22 protein-coding genes and 2 pseudogenes are annotated in these 17,468 nt (G+C 67.2%); 10 read left to right on the plus strand and 14 right to left on the minus strand.

The features are described 5' to 3' along the window. Nucleotides 1-90: 90 nt before the first annotated feature. Nucleotides 91-738 carry a putative DNA-mimic protein gene (locus OG730_RS41015; protein ID WP_327309078.1) on the minus strand — a complete coding sequence of 216 codons (648 nt, stop codon included), beginning with the start codon at nt 736-738 and terminating at the stop codon, nt 91-93. A 54-nt stretch (nt 739-792) separates the two neighbouring features. Then, nucleotides 793-936, minus strand: coding sequence for a hypothetical protein (locus tag OG730_RS41020; protein ID WP_327309079.1), 144 nt, complete (start codon nt 934-936; stop codon nt 793-795). A gap of 78 nt (nt 937-1,014) precedes the next feature. Here OG730_RS41020 and OG730_RS41025 point away from each other — a divergent pair, with 78 nt between their 5' ends. Next, a complete protein-coding gene (locus OG730_RS41025; protein ID WP_327309080.1) occupies nt 1,015-1,536 on the plus strand; it encodes a hypothetical protein in 522 nt (173 codons plus the stop codon). A 60-nt stretch (nt 1,537-1,596) separates the two neighbouring features. Beyond that, nucleotides 1,597-2,496: a zeta toxin family protein gene (locus tag OG730_RS41030; protein WP_327309081.1), complete on the plus strand. Its 900-nt coding sequence runs from the start codon at nt 1,597-1,599 to the stop codon at nt 2,494-2,496. A 206-nt stretch (nt 2,497-2,702) separates the two neighbouring features. On the opposite strand, the gene OG730_RS41035 is transcribed toward OG730_RS41030, so the two are convergent. Both OG730_RS41035 and OG730_RS41040 read right to left on the minus strand, forming a co-directional pair. After that, on the minus strand, nt 2,703-3,047 hold the full coding sequence (locus tag OG730_RS41035; RefSeq protein WP_327309082.1) for a hypothetical protein: 345 nt from the start codon (nt 3,045-3,047) through the stop codon (nt 2,703-2,705). Nucleotides 3,048-3,300: 253 nt separating this feature from the next. Then, nucleotides 3,301-4,344: a polyprenyl synthetase family protein gene (locus OG730_RS41040; RefSeq protein WP_327309083.1), complete on the minus strand. Its 1,044-nt coding sequence runs from the start codon at nt 4,342-4,344 to the stop codon at nt 3,301-3,303. Nucleotides 4,345-4,965: 621 nt separating this feature from the next. On the opposite strand from OG730_RS41040, the gene OG730_RS41045 reads away from it, so the two are divergent. Continuing rightward, nucleotides 4,966-5,829, plus strand: coding sequence for a site-specific integrase (locus tag OG730_RS41045; RefSeq protein WP_327309084.1), 864 nt, complete (start codon nt 4,966-4,968; stop codon nt 5,827-5,829). A gap of 139 nt (nt 5,830-5,968) precedes the next feature. Here the strand turns inward: OG730_RS41045 and OG730_RS41050 are convergent, their stop codons facing one another. From OG730_RS41050 to OG730_RS41065, 4 genes and pseudogenes are all read right to left on the minus strand, one after another. After that, nucleotides 5,969-6,220 carry a hypothetical protein gene (locus OG730_RS41050; protein ID WP_327309085.1) on the minus strand — a complete coding sequence of 84 codons (252 nt, stop codon included), beginning with the start codon at nt 6,218-6,220 and terminating at the stop codon, nt 5,969-5,971. A 444-nt stretch (nt 6,221-6,664) separates the two neighbouring features. Further along, nucleotides 6,665-7,261 carry a hypothetical protein gene (locus OG730_RS41055; protein WP_327309086.1) on the minus strand — a complete coding sequence of 199 codons (597 nt, stop codon included), beginning with the start codon at nt 7,259-7,261 and terminating at the stop codon, nt 6,665-6,667. A 200-nt stretch (nt 7,262-7,461) separates the two neighbouring features. Next, on the minus strand, nt 7,462-7,794 hold the full coding sequence (locus tag OG730_RS41060; RefSeq protein ID WP_327309087.1) for a hypothetical protein: 333 nt from the start codon (nt 7,792-7,794) through the stop codon (nt 7,462-7,464). A gap of 259 nt (nt 7,795-8,053) precedes the next feature. Next, a pseudogene (locus OG730_RS41065) lies at nt 8,054-8,389 on the minus strand (RHS repeat-associated core domain-containing protein); the annotation flags it as partial. 116 nt (nt 8,390-8,505) lie between these two features. Between OG730_RS41065 and OG730_RS41070 the strand changes: the two are divergent. The 3 genes from OG730_RS41070 (at nt 8,506) to OG730_RS41080 (ending at nt 10,297) form a co-directional block, all read left to right on the plus strand. Further along, nucleotides 8,506-9,060 (plus strand): hypothetical protein, encoded by a 555-nt coding sequence (locus OG730_RS41070; RefSeq protein ID WP_327309088.1) that lies wholly within the window; start codon nt 8,506-8,508, stop codon nt 9,058-9,060. Continuing rightward, nucleotides 9,047-9,772 (plus strand): ricin-type beta-trefoil lectin domain protein, encoded by a 726-nt coding sequence (locus OG730_RS41075; RefSeq protein ID WP_327309089.1) that lies wholly within the window; start codon nt 9,047-9,049, stop codon nt 9,770-9,772. Before OG730_RS41070 ends, OG730_RS41075 begins: the two co-directional genes overlap by 14 nt. A 282-nt stretch (nt 9,773-10,054) precedes the next feature. Further along, nucleotides 10,055-10,297: a hypothetical protein gene (locus tag OG730_RS41080; RefSeq protein WP_327309090.1), complete on the plus strand. Its 243-nt coding sequence runs from the start codon at nt 10,055-10,057 to the stop codon at nt 10,295-10,297. Between the two features lie 84 nt (nt 10,298-10,381). Here the strand turns inward: OG730_RS41080 and OG730_RS41085 are convergent, their stop codons facing one another. Continuing rightward, on the minus strand, nt 10,382-10,783 hold the full coding sequence (locus OG730_RS41085; RefSeq protein ID WP_327309620.1) for a transposase family protein: 402 nt from the start codon (nt 10,781-10,783) through the stop codon (nt 10,382-10,384). After that, nucleotides 10,723-11,253 carry a helix-turn-helix domain-containing protein gene (locus OG730_RS41090; protein ID WP_327309091.1) on the minus strand — a complete coding sequence of 177 codons (531 nt, stop codon included), beginning with the start codon at nt 11,251-11,253 and terminating at the stop codon, nt 10,723-10,725. The genes OG730_RS41085 and OG730_RS41090 overlap by 61 nt, the downstream gene beginning before the upstream one ends. A 113-nt stretch (nt 11,254-11,366) precedes the next feature. On the opposite strand from OG730_RS41090, the gene OG730_RS41095 reads away from it, so the two are divergent. Continuing rightward, entirely contained in the window at nt 11,367-11,888 is a 522-nt protein-coding gene (locus OG730_RS41095) for a hypothetical protein (RefSeq protein WP_327309092.1), read from the plus strand. Nucleotides 11,889-12,012: 124 nt separating this feature from the next. On the opposite strand, the gene OG730_RS41100 is transcribed toward OG730_RS41095, so the two are convergent. Continuing rightward, the gene (locus tag OG730_RS41100) at nt 12,013-12,432 is read right to left on the minus strand and encodes a nuclear transport factor 2 family protein (RefSeq protein ID WP_327309093.1); all 420 of its coding nucleotides are present in this window, start codon (nt 12,430-12,432) and stop codon (nt 12,013-12,015) included. A 169-nt stretch (nt 12,433-12,601) separates the two neighbouring features. Between OG730_RS41100 and OG730_RS44410 the strand changes: the two are divergent. After that, nucleotides 12,602-12,823 (plus strand): annotated as a pseudogene (locus tag OG730_RS44410) (transposase); the annotation flags it as partial. A gap of 22 nt (nt 12,824-12,845) precedes the next feature. Here the strand turns inward: OG730_RS44410 and OG730_RS41110 are convergent. Both OG730_RS41110 and OG730_RS41115 read right to left on the minus strand, forming a co-directional pair. Next, on the minus strand, nt 12,846-13,091 hold the full coding sequence (locus OG730_RS41110; protein ID WP_327309094.1) for a hypothetical protein: 246 nt from the start codon (nt 13,089-13,091) through the stop codon (nt 12,846-12,848). Then, nucleotides 13,057-13,398 carry a hypothetical protein gene (locus OG730_RS41115; RefSeq protein WP_327309095.1) on the minus strand — a complete coding sequence of 114 codons (342 nt, stop codon included), beginning with the start codon at nt 13,396-13,398 and terminating at the stop codon, nt 13,057-13,059. Before OG730_RS41115 ends, OG730_RS41110 begins: the two co-directional genes overlap by 35 nt. Nucleotides 13,399-13,421: 23 nt before the next feature. Here OG730_RS41115 and OG730_RS41120 point away from each other — a divergent pair, with 23 nt between their 5' ends. Continuing rightward, on the plus strand, nt 13,422-15,182 hold the full coding sequence (locus OG730_RS41120) for a HEAT repeat domain-containing protein (RefSeq protein WP_327309096.1): 1,761 nt from the start codon (nt 13,422-13,424) through the stop codon (nt 15,180-15,182). A gap of 62 nt (nt 15,183-15,244) precedes the next feature. Here the strand turns inward: OG730_RS41120 and OG730_RS41125 are convergent, their stop codons facing one another. Continuing rightward, nucleotides 15,245-16,438: an IS110 family RNA-guided transposase gene (locus OG730_RS41125; RefSeq protein ID WP_327309097.1), complete on the minus strand. Its 1,194-nt coding sequence runs from the start codon at nt 16,436-16,438 to the stop codon at nt 15,245-15,247. 313 nt (nt 16,439-16,751) lie between these two features. On the opposite strand from OG730_RS41125, the gene OG730_RS41130 reads away from it, so the two are divergent. Continuing rightward, the gene (locus tag OG730_RS41130; RefSeq protein ID WP_327309621.1) at nt 16,752-17,240 is read left to right on the plus strand and encodes a DUF4265 domain-containing protein; all 489 of its coding nucleotides are present in this window, start codon (nt 16,752-16,754) and stop codon (nt 17,238-17,240) included. Nucleotides 17,241-17,468: the final 228 nt, after the last annotated feature.

Below are 17,468 nucleotides of genomic sequence, written 5' to 3' on the forward strand. Positions count from 1 at the left end.
GCCGCATGTGGCCGCCGTGGCCTGGCCTACTGCCGCGACCCCATGCCGGACGAGGTCAACTTGACCCGTTCGCCACATGCGGTGTGTTTCTCAGGTGAAGGCGATGGCTGCGCCGGTCGAGACCGAGAGTTTCGCAGCGCGGAGGAGCTGGAGACACACGTAGGACTCGACGTGGTAGCGCTGCCACCCCTCGGCGGCCGGATCTTCGGCGTCGAGGGCGTCGGATACCTCTTCCGAGTCCGGATCGAGGTGTTCCGGAAGACCGAGGGCTTCAGCGAGTCGGCGGGTTTCCGCAAGGAGTCGCACCGAAGAGCCCAGGGAGCGGCCCGGTGCCTTCTTGTCGACGATGACGTGGGCGAAGTCGACGGGGACGTAGTAGCCCTCGCAGTCCGAATGATGGACCAAGTGGTCGAACGGTCCGGGATGATCGCTCGGGGCAGCCTCGTACACCTGGCTCAGGAGCGGGTCGTCGGTCGCCTGCTGGGTCCTGTCGAGCGGTTCGGGCAGGCGCCCGTCCGCCGCAAGGTGGACGGCGAGACGGCGAATGGTGTGCAGGCCCGAATAGCCCCACACCTCGAACTCCGCGCCCTCGTCCCCATCCAGGTCGGGCTCAGTCCACTGTGGCGCTCCCGCACGCGCCAGTAGCTCGCTGATCGCGACGAAGTCAGCGCGGACCATCTCGGTGTAGTCGTCGTCCTCGGCATCGACGAGGGCACCGACGACCATGTTCAATCCCATGACCCGATCTTGCCATCGGCCATCGGAGGACCACACCCTGCCCTGCTGCCGGGGTCACTCCGCCTGGTCGTAGCCGTCGGCCTCCTGCCGGCCGTCTCCGCGCAGCGGGCTGAAGCCGACGTGCAGGTGCGGGTCGTACGCCTGTCCTCCTTGGCCGAAGCCAAGGAGGACAGGCCCGATCCCGACCGTAGAACTCACGAGTCTCGCCAGTTTTTCTGAAACTTCTCCTATCTCCTGAAAGTTGGCTACTTTGATGGAATCGACGGAGGGGGTTCCATGTCGGAGGCCGAGGGCACGCCGCGCGCCCTGCGCATCAGCTTCGAGTTCCACGTTCCGAGGGCGGGACGCCGCAACATTCACTGGTCGAAGGTCGAAAAGGCGCTGGACACCATCACCGAGCGGGTCCTGGGGCTTGCCGGGGAGGTCTTTCCGGCGGCGGACAAGGCCACCGTCCGCGGGGAATGGATCTATCCCTGGGCGGACCGGCGCCAGGAGTACGTCCTGGCCGACGGCAAGGCCGAGCTGGTGGCCGAGGTGGACACCGTCGAGGCGGGACCGGGCACGCCGCGCGCCCTGCGTGTCAGCTTCGAGTTCGAGGTACCACGCGGGTTCCGGAGCGTGCGCAGCGCGGAGTTCGAGCGGGCCCTGGATGCCATCACCGAGCGGGTGCTGGGACTGGCCGAGGGCCTGTTCCCCTGGGCGGCCAAGGCGGTGATGCGCAAGGAATGGCTCTACAACTGGACCGACTATCCCGACGTACGCACGCTGGCACCGACCGAGTTCAACACCCCCGAATAGTCGTCCGCGGTGAGGGGCTCGTCCTATGGACGGGTCCCTCACCCCTCTTCAGGAGAACCGGTGAACGCAGCGGACACCGCCGTGAGCGGGCTGCCTGGTGAGGAGAGGCGTGCGGTCCTGGAGCAGGTGATCCTGCCCGAGGCCACGAGGGGTGCGATGGCACAGGAACGGCCGGTAGTCGTGGTCGTCGCGGGGCAGCCGGGGGCCGGCAAGACGCACATCGCCGACCTCGTACAGCGCACCCTGGACGGCCGGGGCGGTGCCGTGCGGGTCTGCCGTGATCTGTACAAGCCGCTCCACCGCCGGTATGCCGAGGCGTTGGCCACCGACGTACGCACCGCCGGCGCCGCGATCCGCCCGGACACCGCAGCGTGGCAGGAGGCGGTTGAAGAGTACGTCCGGCTGCAGGGGTTCAACGCGGTGGTGGAGTCGTCGCTCACCGATCCGGACGAGTTCCGCACCTCCTCGGCTGCCTACCGGGCATCCCGTGCGCGGATCGAGATCGTCGCGGTGGCGGTGGCCGAAGCCTGGAGTCAGCTCGGAACCCTCGACCGGTTCCTGGTCGGTGGCGGAGTCCGTTACGTGTCCCGGGACAACCACGACAGGTGCGCGGCTCAGATGCTGGTCACGCTGGCAGTCATAGAGGCCGAGCAGCTGGCCGACCGGGTTACCGTCGTGCGGCGCGACGGCACGGTGCTGTACGACAACGAGCTCGTCGAAGGGGCATGGCGCCGAAGGCCCGCAGCCGAGAGGGTCGTGGTGCGCGAGCGGTCCCGGTCGTGGTCGGTGGGGGAGACGGCCGTTTTCGACCGGGCGCTGGCCTCGGCCGAGCGGCACCCCATCTACCGTGCCCTCGCAGAACACCACAGGACCCAGTCGTACCTCGACGCCGTCGAGATGGCCCACGCCGACTTCGCTGCGCTCCGCCGACGCTCAGCGACGCCTACCGCCACCACCTGACACAGCCGCTGGGCTGCCATGACAAGCGCTGTGGCGGCGAGGTGCGGTGCTGACGTTATGTAGGCGGGGTCCGTGAGCTTGGGGTGCCTGGTCAGCGCCCCCTGACAGGTGATCTTGACCGATTGGCAAGTGATCTTGACTGGAGCCGGGTCGTCCCTGCTGGTGCGTCGGAAACTGGGATGCGTGTGGGCCGGGCGGCGACCGGCTTACGCCCCGTCGGCGAGGATCAGTTCGGCCATCGCGAGCAAGCCTCTGAAGACCCTGAGTCCCTCTCGGTACTCCGCCGAACGCGCCAGCAGCGCTACGGCCGCACGGAGCTTCGGTAGGCAGTCCCGGAGAACCTCGACGTGGCCCGGGCCGAGAACGCCATCGTTGCTGAGGTAGGTCATGACGCAGCCGGCCATGTTGAAATCCAGGTACGCCAGATCGTGTCTGTGATCAAACGGCACGTCGGGGAACGGCCCGGGGTGGTGCGCGGCCCGCAGGAGGGCCACCTCGCTGACGATCGCCCGGTGTCGGTCTGGCCCGGGAGGCGGGATGAGGGTGTTCACGAAGCGATCCTCCCGCACCAGCTGGGCCCCACCCGCCGCCGGGCCTCCTTCGACCTGGCCGACATACGGCCTCAAGCCACATGCTTGAGGCCGTATGAGGAGCTCTTCCCTGGCGCCTTCAGCCATGTCTGCTTAGCGATCCAGGCGTAGGCGGCCTGAACCTCGTCGAGACGGACAGGCGCCGGAGTGGAGGCGCTGGGGCCGTATCCGTTCTCGCTCAGCCGCGGGGTGGGCGGCGGTGAGGGCGTTGATATCAGCCTGAGTGACGGTCATGTCGGCTCTCCTCCTCGTTACCGTAGAGGGTGGGCGGCAACCAGCGCGGGTCCGGCTGGAGGAGGATCTGCGCCGACAGGTCCACCAGCTGCCGCAGAGCCGGCAGATACCTTTCGTCGCCGCCCAGTTCGCCGAGGATGCGGTCAGCCTCGTCCCGGTACGTGCTGACGTCCTCGCGGAACCCGTCGAGCACGGGCGGGGCGAGCAACAAGGCGGTGAGCTTCGATCGGGCCGGGGCCGAGATCCTCGCGGCAGCACACAGGTCCAGGATGTGGGCCCTGGCCTCGGGTGCGGCGTCCTCAAGGGCGCAGGCGAGCAAGTAGGTGACGGTGCCGTTGGCGAGGTCTTCGTTACGGCCGGAGGCGACGTCCTCCTGGTCGTTGAACATCTGCCACAGGAGACCGAAGACCTGGCCGAATTCGCGCCACAGCGCGATGCGCTCGGTCGTCGTGCCCGACAGTATGGCGGCCATCGCCGTGATCATGGCGAAGGGGCCGCCGGACTTGCCTCGGTACACCTCGAGGACACCCTTGCGGGTGGCCCGGCCGGCCTCTCCGCGCATATCGGCCAGCTGGCCTTCGGCGCCCATGATGGAGGCCTCCGTCAACTCGGCTATGAGCGCGCTGCGGACCGGTTCGGGAACGTCCTGCGACTGGATGAGGCGGACGGGCAGCACGTTGCCGGTGATGACCGATGCGAGGACCGCTTCGTTCATGTCGAGGCGCTCGGCGGCCCCGCCGCTCTGGCCGTCGGCCAGGTCGTCGAGGTAGCACGCCGAGGTCCACCACAGCAGGTGCAGGGCTGACAGCGGCACGGCTGGCCCCGTCCTGCCGGTCTCGGCGGCGTGCACGAGTAGCGGCAGTACCGATAGCGGGTGTTTCATCTGCTGGTGGCGCAGGAGCTTATCGACGGCCTTCCTGACCGCGTCCGCTGAGGGGCCGAGGAGGTCCAGGGCGGCCGCTATCTCCGCATCGATGTCAGGGGAGACCTGCTGGTGCAGCTCCGAGTACGACACGGAATCCACCTGGACCGATCCTTTGTTCGACTGGCGATTGGGCCCCGATTCGATCATTCCGGGCGGCACAGATCCAGGGCGATTTTCGGCCAGAACGAACGTCGCTCAACACCCCGGGGCGCCGCGGCCGTCGTTGTTCCGGCTCAGGTGGACAGCTTCCCGTCCGACCGTGCAACCCACGCTGGCCCCCTGGGACCACAGGGCCATGCCCTACCCGGCCTCGCCCAGCTTCGGACTGAGTCTGCTCACTGGACGGTTGCGGGGCCGCCACCCGGGTCCTATCGGCCCGAAGAAGCGCGCGCAGATCGACATCGCGGCGGCTCGTTCAGCAGTCCGCGGTGGACGACGGGGACAGCGGCGAGACCGTAGAGGCCGAGCTCGTCGCGGAGGACGAGCTGCTACCGGCACCCACGATCCACCGGCAACACCCTCCTCGACCAGCACACGATCCTCCACCCGGGGGAGGCCATCCCCACGGAGGCGGACGCCCCGACGTACACCCGTACGGACTTCGAGGTCTCCGCGGGCACGGCGCAGCGCCTTCGCGACAAGTCCGCACCCGCCAACACCAGCCGCAACTAAACCAGTCAGCGCAGCAAGTTCGCCGAGTGGTGCGAGGAGATGGGCCGGGTGGCGAGGCCCTGCACGACGGCCACCTACGTGGAGTGGGTCGCCGGCCTCATCGCCCGCGGGATGGCGCCGAACACCATCCGCACCTACCTGTCGGGCGTCCGCACGTGGATGCCCGAGGACCGCCACCCCGGCACGACCGAAGAGCGGGGGATGCTGGCGGAGTACCGCAAGGAGTGGGGCAAGCGGAACCGGGTCCGCAAGGCGCCGGCCATCACCGAGCCGATGCTGCACGCGATGGTCGACACCTGCGACCTCCGCTCACCGGCCGGCCTACGGGACCGCTGCGCGCTCTTGGTGGGCCGCGGGGCACTGAACCGCCGCATCGAACTGGCCGACCTGGACATCGCCGACGTCGAAGTCGAGGACGGCGGAGTCGACCTGTGGATCGCCCACTCGAAGACCGACCAGGAGGGAAAGGGCGAAAGCACCTTCATCCCGGCCGACCCCGCCTCCCCCCGCTACGACCCGGTCGCGGCCGTACGGGACTGGCTGAACTGCCTGTACCGCATGGGAGTCCACAAGGGCCCCCTCCTCCGCGCCCTCACCTCCACAGGCCGGCTCCAGAACCGCTCCACGGCCACCGCCCGCGGCGACTACGTCACCGGCGACGCCCTCAACGACTGGATCCGCCACCGCGCCTACTTGGCCGGCCTCCCCACCTGGCACCTGGTCACCTCCCACGGCCTACGCCGCGGCGGAGCCCAGCAAATCGCGGACGCCGGCGCCGACCCGACGCAGCAAGGCCGCTGGAAGCCGGGCTCGGCCACGGTAAAACGCGAGTACCTCGACCGCGCCCAATCCCGCACCCAAAACCCCTGGCACCAGGTCCGGGTTGCGAGCACCAGCGCCAACGGTCGGTGACCCATTCGGACCGCCTGCTCCAGGGCATCGGCCAGCGCATGTGTGTGGACCAGTTTAGATTCGACCCCTCGATCCGCCACGACGGCCTTGGCGGCGCCGTCCGGTCATCAGCGAGTTGTAGCCGTGCACGGACCTCAAGTCAGGGCTTACACCGCCCCGAGGACGGCTTCAGAAACTTTGCGCGGTCCATGACCTTTTCACCTTTCGTACCCGTGAGGACTTCACCGGCGCCGAGGTTATTTATTTTCTCGACGGTAAACTCCACACGCCCATCCAGACCGCGAGTCTCGATTGCCCCGTCGACTTTGGCGACGTAGGGGTCCGGATTTCGCAGCTCAGTCAGGGTGGTGGTGTTGACATCCCAGCCCCCAGGAGGGGTGAAGAGTTCCACCTCCCCGGGCGACCCGACGCGCGCCTTGTTGCTCAGAGACCAAAGCCCAAGGGGTCCGGTTTCACTGTCACTGAACACGGAGAGAGCGAGGGCTCGGTAGCCGGGACATGGGGCAATTAGCAGGCGCGTGCCACCAGCTTCAGTTTTCTCCACCGCGAGCAGTGGCGCAGAGGCCGGCGAGCAGCCAGATATTCCTATCACTGAAAGTATCATCGCGGCAGAAAACGCTGCCCGCATCAAGACACTCCGCCGAGGTGCGACTGACCTCACCATTCCCAATATCCTCCATTTAATTAAACGGGTCGGCGGGGAAGTCATCGGGGCGCCCATGTCCACGACGCATTCGATCGCCGGGCGTTCGAAGAACTACTACCAATCCCTCTTTCACGCGTCGATCCGCCGCGATGGCCCAGGCTGGCGGATACACACTCCCGCCCGCCTGGGCTACCCGACCATCAGTGAATTGTGGCCCCGTGAACCTGTTGAGGTCCCGCCGCTGATGACTGAGCGGCGAGACCTCAGGTCAGGCTTGCACCGCCCCGAGGACGGTTTCATGAACTTCGCACGGTCCACGACCTTGTCCCCTTTGACGCCGGTGAGGACTTTGCCAACTTTGAGTTTGTCGAGCTTTTTTGCGGAGAAATGCAACTCGCCGCGCAGACTGCCCTCCCCTTCAACCGATCCGTCGACGCCGGCTATATATTCTCCATAGTTCTCCAGAGAGGTCAACGTTTCTTCCGTGACCTTGAATCCCTTAGGGGGCGTGAACAAGTCGATCTGTTCAAACGACCCGGCCATCCGCTCCCTGCTCACCGTCCATGTCTTGATTTGAGGCCCATCGTCGTAGTCGTGGAAGACCGTTACGCTGCGAAACCTGAAGTCAGGGCATGGGGCCATGAGCAGCCGCGTACCACCCGTTTCGGTGCGTTCCACGGCAAGCAAGGCCTTGGGAGCAGGGGAACAGCCAACAACCAACTGCGCCAACAGCACGGCCCCCAGTAGAGGAACAATTCTACGCCCGGTGCTCTTGTCCGTACCCACAGACGCCTTCTCGCTTGCTGCTATCAAGGCCGGAGATATTCGTATTTGTTCTCACCATACCCACCCCAGTTCACGTTCGCTTCGACTTCATAGCCATTCCCCTTGGCGGCGTCTCCAGTCTTCCAGTAGGACTTGATGGTCTCCCAAGTGAAATACTTGACCACGAAAGTCTCACCTTTGAGATTCTTGGCCCATTGCCCTCAGTGGATTGCTTCGTAGCGCTCAATGTCGGGGCCGTATTTAGCCGCCTCTGCAGGGCCGTGGATACCGGCAATATTTGCACGGAACTTGGCTTCTTCCTCAAGTTGCTTCCGGAAGGCCTGCTTGGTGCCCGGGGAGAAATGAACATCGCCTATGGTAATAGGCTGCCCGCCGGCCGGTGAGGGTCCGAAGCACAGGAACTGCTCGGCTCGCTTCGTGCAGCCGGTCGAGAAAGTAACCGCGTAGTCGTGAGCGAGGATGTTGGAACCGTTCATGACGTTCATGTTGTGGAACGGGTCGGTGACCAAGGTGTCGAGATCGATGTCCACCATGCATTCGACCCGCGCATCGGACGTCGTGCAGTTCGTTGGAGCAGGCGGAGGGGGCGGAGGGGGAACGGGATTGAGTAGCCATGTCTGCGGCGGCGGCCCACAGCTGATCCTGCCGAGGAGGCACCCTGTGCCGTTGTCGGGCGGGGTCACAACGCCTCCTAGATCGGGCCCCTTGATCTCCTTTCCAATCTGCGAGGGTGTACGAGGTTTGGGCTCGTGGCCGGGTCGGGCAGTCCATCTCGGGGCACATTCCGGTGGGGTCAGAGGCAGTGACCGGGGTGTTGCTGGCGTAGCTATAGCCGTTGAATGCCTGCGGGGAGTCTAGGACGAAGACCGGGTCCACGGAGAGGAATCGGCCTGCTGCGGGGTCGTATTCGCGGGCTCCGACGTGGGTGAGGCCGGTCGACTTGTCCTGGGTGCCGCCGACAAATCCCCGTTCGCCGGGCCAAGTGGTCGGCTTGGTGCCGCGGTCTTCGCCGAAGGGCTTGGTGGTGCGGCGTTGGACGCTGAGGGTGGTGGCGTCGATGGCGGTGGTGCCGGTGTTGTGGTGGTCGGCCGCGACGTAGGAGAGCTTGCCTGCGGAGGTGCGGACGATCGTGGTGCCGCCGGGGGCCGTGTAGTAGCGGGTGCCGGTGACCTTGTCCGTGGCAGTGTCACGGGTGAGTTCGGCCCGAGGCCAGCACCACGACCCAGCGGAACGACCTGCTCACCGTGGAGAGCAACGGGGCGGGCGGCACGCAGCTCATCCTGTTCCAGGGCAAGGCAACCACGGGTCAGCTGATCGATCCGGGCACGTTCGTCCTCAGCACGAGCGGCTGGGAGGACCTCACCCTCATGGCCCCCGGCGACGCCACCGGCGACGGCCTGGCCGACCTGTGGGCCCGGGACGACACGACCGGCTCCATCTACCAGTACGCCAACGTCGCCGGGCACCCGGAAGCGCTCGGCGACCACAGCAAGCGCACCAGGATCCGCACCGGTGTCACCGCCGAATCCTTCCCCGTGATCGGTTCCTCTGGCGACACCAGCGCCGACGGCGTCCCCGACCTCTGGTCCCTCGACAGTCGGCACCGCCTGCGCACCTGGAACGGCGAGACGGCCAGCGGCAAGGTCACCAGCTTCGAAAGTTCAGAGGTCATGGGCGATGCCCGGATCTCCACGCACCACTGGAAGCTGAACGAAGAACCAGGACGGACTGCACGCCAGCGGCCTCATGATCTGGCACGACCAGGACGGCACCTGGCGGTTCGGAATGTCCCAGAATGACGACGACAACTGGGCCTACGACCAGACCCTCGTCATGAACGGCGCCGCCAAGGTCCGCACCAAGGAGTGGACCCATCTCACCGCCACCTACGACGAGGTCACCGGCCTGATCGCCCTCTACGTCAACGGCACCCTCGCCGGCACCGGCCACCACCCCAAGGCCAACGTGTGGAAGGCCACCGGCCCCCTCGTCCTCGGCCGCTACAAGGCCGCGAGCAAGCCCTCCTCCTATTGGAACGGGCGAATCAGCAACGTGGCCGTCTACGACCACTCCACCGTCCCGACCGCGACCAGCACCACCCTTGTCTCGGCGGTCAACAACAGCAAGTGCGCGAACGACAATGGCGGCAACACCGCCGAAGGCAACCCCATCTCCATCCACGACTGCAACACACCCTCCGGCACCGCCCAGACCTTCCAGGTCGGCGAGAACGGCGAGCTGCGCGTGTCCGGCAAATGCGTGACCGCCAAAGCCGGAGGCACCGCCATCCGCACCCTCATCCAGCTCAACACCTGCAACGGTGCCAACGGGCAGCAATGGCTCCCCACCGCCGACAGCGGCTTCTACAACCCGCAAACCGGCTACTGCCTCGACCTGCCCGCCGCCCGCACCGACAACGGAACCCAACTCGAACTCTCCGGCTGCTACGGCCTCAACGCAGAACGCTGGCTCACCCCCGGCCTCGCCACACCCCTCGGATCCACCGGCTGACCCGGACAGCTGACGCGCAGCCGCTGGCCCGCCTCCTCCTGGAGGCGGGCCAGCGGCCTGCGTACGGATGCCGGTGCAGCATGTGCGCGCCGTCTGAGCGGAGCGACCCAGCGACGGTGACGGCCGCTCGGCCGTCTCCAGCCCGTTTGGGGTTGATGCCTCGACATGGACCCCGTCAAGATCACTTGCTCTCCCCGCAGCCGACTGACAGAGTCCGGCGGACGGCCGCACTGGGCGGCACGTCGGGGGAGGGGTGCTGTAGGTACGGGAATCGCGTTGCTCGTGTTCGGACTGGTCAGCGTGGGCTGGGGGGCGATGTACCTGTTCAACTTGCGCGGTACTGCGGACAAGGCCGCGGCGCGCCGCAATGCCGGACGGGCTGTGAGTGCCGCCCGGACGATGGACTTGAGCCTCACGGAGCCGTCGCAACTCGGCGCCTGGTTCTTCAGGCTCATGGGCGGTTTCATGCTGCCCGCCGGCTTGGTCCTCTGCCTCGTCGGCCTCGTTCTGATGGTGGAAGGGTGACCTGCCGCTTCACGTACGGGTCCTAACGAGCTCGTGCATGCTTGGCGGTGACGCGTCGAAAGGTGCAGGTCGGCCCGGTGGTCACTATGGCTGACGGGCCCCGCGGGTGGTGGTCTGCTGGTGTGAAAGCAGTCCGGAGATGGCTTGGATCGTGTCGCTCAGGTGCTCGCGTCGGCCGTGGTGGCGGGCGAGGGCACGCCAGCTCTTGAGGTGTGCGATGCGGTGCTCGACCCGGATCCTGCGTGAGGAGTGCGCTTTGCGTTGGCGTTCGTAGATTTCCTCGTACCACTCCGGCGGGCTCTTCTTGAACTTGCAGTGTGGTGGTGTCACCACGCGGCCGCCGGTCTGGGCGCCCAGGCCCTGGTAGCCGGCGTCGGCAAGGAGCTCCACGGCCACTGGGCTGGCGGTCAGGTGCTTGACCAGGCCTAACTTTCGGGCGTGGGTGATGTCCGCGCAGCTGGCCGGCTGGGCCGGACTGCAGAACAGGAGCCTGCCGCTGGCGTCGGTGAGGACCCCATGGCCTTGACCGCGTTCTGCTTGTTCTTGCCGGAGATGAACTTCTCCCGGTCTTTGCGGCCGACGGCGGGCCTGCGGACCCGGATCTCGGTGTCGTCGATGATCCCGGTCTGCCCACTGGCACCAAGGTGGTCGATGACCTCGGTGAGGGTACGGAGCCGAATGCCGGCCGCGATGGTGCAGCCCCGGGCCGCGAGCAAGGGCCCCACCTGGCCGATCGCCCTGGTGATAGTGGAGCGGTTAACGCCGAACCAGCAGGCCAGCACGTCGTGAGTAGCATCGGGGCGAAGGTGGACAAGCGTGACCAGCAGCCGGCCGATGAAGACCAGCCGGTGCTTTGCGCCAGCGCCGACGGCCCGTTTCCGCGGCCTGGCCTGCAACCTCGCCTGGTGCCGTTCGTGCCGTAACGGACCTACCTCGGGCATGAGTTCGGCGATCACCTCGGGCGTGAGCCCTGCACCCGGCCCGCACATCACAAGGTCGGCACGAAACCCCGCCGCGGCTCAGAACCGAGTACGGCAGGGTGAATCTCCCGGCCGACAGCATGGAGGTCGTGCAAGGATTCGTCGGCCAGCAGAGCCGCGAGCGGGAACGAAGGACGATGGAATACATCAATCTGAATGCACAGGTCGGCAACCTGTCAGGCGTCCTGTCCCCTGCTCGATACCTGGAGCACCTGCCGTCGCTGGCTGACGATCTGCCAGCCGGGGCCCGGAGATTCGCCACTGCGCCAGAGCACTACGACTTCTCCAGCAAGCGGTGTGTGAAGGACCTGGAGCTCCAGCACATCCGCGGCGTCGGATCTGATGACCGGCAGATGGAGATCCATTTCCGGCACAACTGCTGGAAGCACGACGAAGACCTGGTCATCCGCTACATAGGTGTCTCCAGCTTCGATGGCGGAAGCATCGAGGACAACGACTGGGCGACCGCCGCGACGGTCATGCTCGACGAGGTCCTGCCCCACCAGAACGGTTGCAGTCACGAGATCGCGTTCTGGAACGGCTCACTCGCCGTCGTCTGCCATGATCTCGTCGCGACCTGGACCGCGGCTGACTGCCCCGACAATTCATAGACCAGCAGGTCCCCCGCCCGTCGAGGTTAAACGGCAAGTTTAGGGCCCGTCTGGCAATTCGCGTCGGATCAGGCCGGGCGGGCCGGACCCGGCGGGAAGGGGCAGGTAGGCCCCATGCTGGACCCTACGGCTGGGCCGTCCCGTCCGGCACCGGCGTGGCCTGGTGGTAGTAGAGCCGGAACTCCCTGGCAGCGTCGCGGCGCCAGATCGACGAACGGCGGGCGTGCCGGTCCTCGATGAGGGTCTCGTAGGTGAGGTGGACGATCCCGGGGGCGAGGACCGTGCCCTCGAAGTGCTCTGCGGTGATGGGGGTGCTGTTCTCGGCCCCGCCGTGGAGCGTGGGCAGGGCGGCGACCATCTCCGCGTGCGTCCACCGCCGCCCGGAGGCGCCAACCTCGATGAAATCGGGGTCGAAGAGGGCCTCGGCGAGGGGGCCGGAGAGGCGGACGGAGGGGTCGTGGAGGCGTCGCTCCCGGACAATCGCCTCGGTGACGTCCGGATGCTGCGGGAGCGCCGCGGGCGCGTGCCGGTCGTTCTCGATCATGGTGACATGATGCCCGGTCGCGGCCGGCGGGCCCTCGTCGGCCGGGCGGCCTTCAGCGGCGGCGGGCTCCGGAACTGTCTGATAATTGATCTTGTGGTGGGGCGTGGTGAGCGGCCGTGGCGGGATCACCGGCAGGTGATCAGCGGGATGTTGTGGCGGTTACGGACCCGCCAACCGCCAGCGGCGCGGCCAGGCCAGCGGCAGGCCGCGGGCCTTCGACCGCGAGCTCTACAAGGCCCGCAACGTAGTTGAACGCTGCTTCGGACGCCTGAAGCAGTTCCGCGCGATCGCCACCCGCTGTGACAAGCTCGCCGCCCGCTCCAGGGACGGAGTCCACCTCGCCGCATTCATCCTCTGGCTCCGCGAATCGACACAAGATCATTTGCCAGACAGCGCCCAGGGGACAGCGTGTGTCAGTCGCGGTCGGCCTCGTCATGGTGGAGTCGGCGGGCGAGGTCGTCGGACCAGAGTTGCGCCCACGCCCGCAAAGCGGCCATGGCCCCCTCGTCCAGGCCGTAGGCGGTGAACTCCGCGTCATCGATCCAGTCGGCGCCGGCCAGACGGCTCTGGAGGTCCTCGGGGCTGAACCGACCTCGTGCGTGGCGGCGGCCGAACTCTTCGAGGTCAGAGGTGGTCCATCGCCGGGAAGCGGCGTACACGTCGAGGAAGACGCGGGCAGCGCCTCGGTCGGCGAGGGCTCGGACCCATGGTGTCGATCACGTCCTCCTCGCCGAGGACGGGACCGTAGGCGGTGTGGGCGAGGGGCCGCCAAAACACTTCCTTGAGGACGTCGACCTCGCGCACGGCGCCGGTGAGCGGGTCGGTGACCTGGAAGCGAGTGGACAGCGGGGCGATCTCGACGTCGGCGACCTGCCAGCCGCGTTCCGTGAGCCCGTCGCGCGCCGAGGGCCTCCTTCGAGGGCCTGGAGAGCGCTGCGACCTGCTGCTCGGCGCCGTGGATGTCACTGATCCCTTGCAGACTGACATCCATGATCAACGCACACGACGTCGACTGGATGGCCGGCCATCTGCCCGACCAGACCTGTGGGGTCCCGGGCCACCTCATGAACATGCTCTCCACGGACCCCGCAGTTCGGCGGAAGGCGTTCGAGGAGTTCTACGCGGAAGCCCATGACCAAGGAGCCGTCGACCCGTGCACCGCGGCGAGCTTGCCGTTCCTGTTCGCTATGGCCGACGACCCCGCCACCCCCGACCGGGCCGAGATCGTCAGGCTGCTCCTCAGCATCGGACGGGAAGCTCTGCAGTGTGACCCCGAGAGCGTTTATTTCACGGTGAACGGAGTCGAGTCGACTGCTCACATCGGCATCAGCGCTGAAATGCCTGCGCGGGCGGATACCTTCATCCGCTACGCGGCGGACCCGGACCCGCTGGTGCGCCGCCCAGCAATCGAGGCCGTCGGTGTCTTTCTCGCCGACGGCGGGCGTGCCGCTCGCGTCCTGGGCGAGCGCCTACCGGCCGAGCGCGGGGTCGTGGAGAGGTTGCTCATCGTCCACACGATGGCACGTCTGGCAGCCCGGCTGCCGCAGGCGGGGCCGACCACGGTCGCCTGGCTGGACGACCTGATCGACGGCCCCACGCGGTCCCACACCGACGCCCCCGTCCGGCTCTCGGCCCTCATCCATCGGTTCCTGATCGACCCGAAACGAGACACCGCCGACCCGGTGCCCCGCGCGATCAACCTGTTGCGGGAGATGACCAAAACCCCGACCGCCGAGAGCCCGTGCGACGGATGCAGCCGGTGTCAATCTCCGATGCACGTCCGCGGCCAACACGTCGCCCCCGCGGTCCGCCCCGCTCACCTGGCTGCCGATTTCCTCGACCCCGGCCACCCCTGGAAGGTCCACTCCCCGATTAGCAGTGTGCTGCGCACCCTCCACACCGCCTTGGGCGACCGGGTCGAGCACCGTTCCGCCCTTCTCATCGCACAGCTCACCAGCCCCGACGCCGCCACCCGGTACGACGCCATCGCCATGGCCAAAGACCTCCCGGGCTCCCTGCCACACCCCGTACTGACACATCTCCTCGACCTGCTCCCGGACGACTGGCCCGCAGCCGAGATCACCCGCGCATTGAGCAAATGGCGGGGAGGCGGACTCTCGATCGCCCCCGAGGACACCGATTTGCTCCTCGACACCCTCACCGACTACACGGCCAACCTGCGCACCGCACACGGCCCTGACGTCTGGTCGACCCACAACCCCCTCGTGCGCACGGCCTATCAAGAGGCAGTCATGACCCTCGCGGACCACCAAGACCCCCGCGCCCTTCCCGACCTCATCCGCTCCCTCGAAACCCGCGTGGACGACTGGCGTGCCCTCTACGGCGTCGGCGGCTACCCGCAGGCCGCCGACCGGCTTGTCCCCCTCCTGGCCGACGGACTGAGACACATCGATCCGGACCGCCCGCACGCACCCATCCCCGCCGGCCTCTACCTGTCCTGCCTGGCCGAGCTCAAGGACCCCATCGCCATACCCGTGATCACCGACACCCTCACATGGGCCGGCCGACACCAGAGCTGGACCGTAGTGGCCTCCGCCCTCAACGCCCTCACCACCTTCGGACTCGCCGCACAACCCGCCCACACCCTCGTCCGCCCCTTGACCAATGCCTCTGATGACGCGGTGCGCGCCGCGGCCCGAGCCGCGCTCGATGCGCTCACCGGCCGGCAGGAACTCACGCCCGCCCGGTCGACGCCCGAGAAGGGCTACGCGCTGGAGCCGCCCCGCTGAGCCCCGCAGCGCCCCCGTGCAGGCTCGAGGCGAATTCCGAGCGTCCAAGTTGTCCGTCCGGGTCATCCGCCGTGCTCAGTCACCGGTGGGACGGCCTCGTAGCACCGTCCGTCGCGGAGGAGGGCCCAGAGGACATTGACCCGGCGGCGGGCGAGCGCGAGGACGGCTTGGGTGTGGCGCTTGCCCTGGGCTCGTTTGCGGTCGTAGAAGCGGCGGGACTCGTCGCACCTGCGGATGCTGAACAGCGCCGAGGTGTAGAAGACGCGCTGGAGTCGCCGGCTGTATCGCTGAGGACGCCGGAGATTTCCGCTGATCTTGCCGGAGTCCCGCGGGACCGGGGCGACTCCGCCGAAGCCGGCGAGGCGATCGGGAGTGCCGAAGGTCGTCATGTCGCCGCCGGTGGCGGCAAGGAATTCGGCGCCGAGGATGATGCCCAGGCCGGGCATGCTGGTGATCACGTCGAAGTGCTGGTGGTCGCGGAACCGGGCCTCGATGAGCTTGTCGAGCTCGGCGACCTGCCGGTTGACCGCCATCACCTCGGTCGCCAGTGTGTGCACCATCTGGGCGGTCAGCTTCTCCCCAGGCAGGCTCGTGTGCTGGCGCTCGGCGGCCTCGACCGCAGTCTCGGCGAGCTGATCGGCTCGGAGAACCTTGCGGTTTCGCAGCCAAGTTTCCAGGCGCTTGGTGCCGAGCCGGCGGATGGCGGCTGGGGTCTGGTAACCGGTCAGCAGGGTCAGCGGGCCCTTGTTGGTGAGGTCCAGGGCCCGTTCCAGGCCGGGGAAGATCCCGGAGGGCTGTGCCCGGAGTCGGTTGACGGTGCGGGTGCGGTCGGCGACCAGGTCCATGCGGCGACCGGTGAGGATCTTGAGATCGATGACGGAGTCGTCGCCGGCCCGTAAGGGGGTCAGATCACGGCGGATGCGGACCTGGTCGGCGATAACGGCCGCGTCCTTGGCGTCGGTCTTGCCTTTGCCGCGGTAGGTCTCGGAGGCGCGGTGGATGGCGCGGCCGGAGATGTAGTTCACCGGCTGGTCGTGGTTGAGGAGGATCGTGATTACCAGGGCGGCTCCGCCGTCGGCCAGGTCGATTCCCCAGGTCACCTCGTCGCCCAGGGCCCGGACTTCGGTGAGGAGTTCGAGGAGTTCGGGCTCGTCGTTGGCGACGCGTCGGGACAGCAGCCGGTGGCCGCTCTCGTCGATCGCGACGCAGTGATGATGGGTCTTGCTTGCGTCGATGCCGGCCCAGATGGCGGCCATGGTGCCTCCGTGCGGTGGGGTGTGCTGGTGCCTCCCGACGGACGACCTCGCTGTCGATTCCCTACGGAGCGATCATTCGCAATTCCTGATTGGCAGCCGAGTCGTCGTGGGGCGCCGGGCGGCCAATCGTTGTTAGCCACAAGCGGCAGAAGTTTGAAAGCCACACCCGACGCCCCTGGGTGGGAGAACCATACGAAGGGCTCGCCCGGTCCCGCAGAACAACGTAGGGAAGTTTGACGGCCTGCCGATTTGTCTCAACGGACCTTGATTGCACAGTTCAGCCCCGGTGCACGCTGACGTTGCCGGGTCGAGCATGATTGGCGCCGTGGAGAACACGGTCGAGAAGGTCAAGGTCTGGTTCCGGTTCGTCCCGCGCGAGGGCTGGTTCCCGCAGGACATCGAGGGCCTGTGGGCTACAAGGCTCAGCGCCGGCACGGCCGTAATCGAGAATGTCCCGTTCCTCCAGGACGGCGTTGCCGAGGGGGACGTCGTACAGTTCCAGACCGACTCAGATGGACTGCACTGGGCTGTCGGGCGGGTCAGCTCAGCCGGCAACTGCACGGTGCGCGTCGTGCCCATCCCCTCCGGGCCTCTGGCCCGCAGCCCTCAAGCGGTGCACCAACGACTGGCCGCCTTCGACCTCGGCGGCGAGGTCATGAGCGCCGACTTTCCCATGGTGGCCTTTAACGTTCCGGCCGACGCGGACTTCGCCGGGATCAAAGCGCTCCTGAACCAAGGCCAGGACGAAGGTTGGTGGCACTACGAAGTCGGCTGCGGCACCGACGAGTGGTGGAACGCCTAGGCGATTGATGGAACCCTTCGAAGACGGCTGCGGTCGAGCTTCGTGACGGGCGATGGTCGGCTACGAGCATCCGATGTACTCGCGGGCGCCGAGGGGGCGGAGGGCATTCTGGTCTGGTCGCCGACTCGTGAACTGCTCGAAGAGCAGCTGGACATCCCGTCGACCGTGATTGCTGTCAACGGTCATTGAGATGCCCCGGTGGATGGCAGTTGGGTGTCCAGGCTGGTG

The sequence above is a fragment of the Streptomyces sp. NBC_01298 genome (assembly GCF_035978755.1).
Taxonomy (GTDB): Bacteria; Actinomycetota; Actinomycetes; order Streptomycetales; family Streptomycetaceae; genus Streptomyces.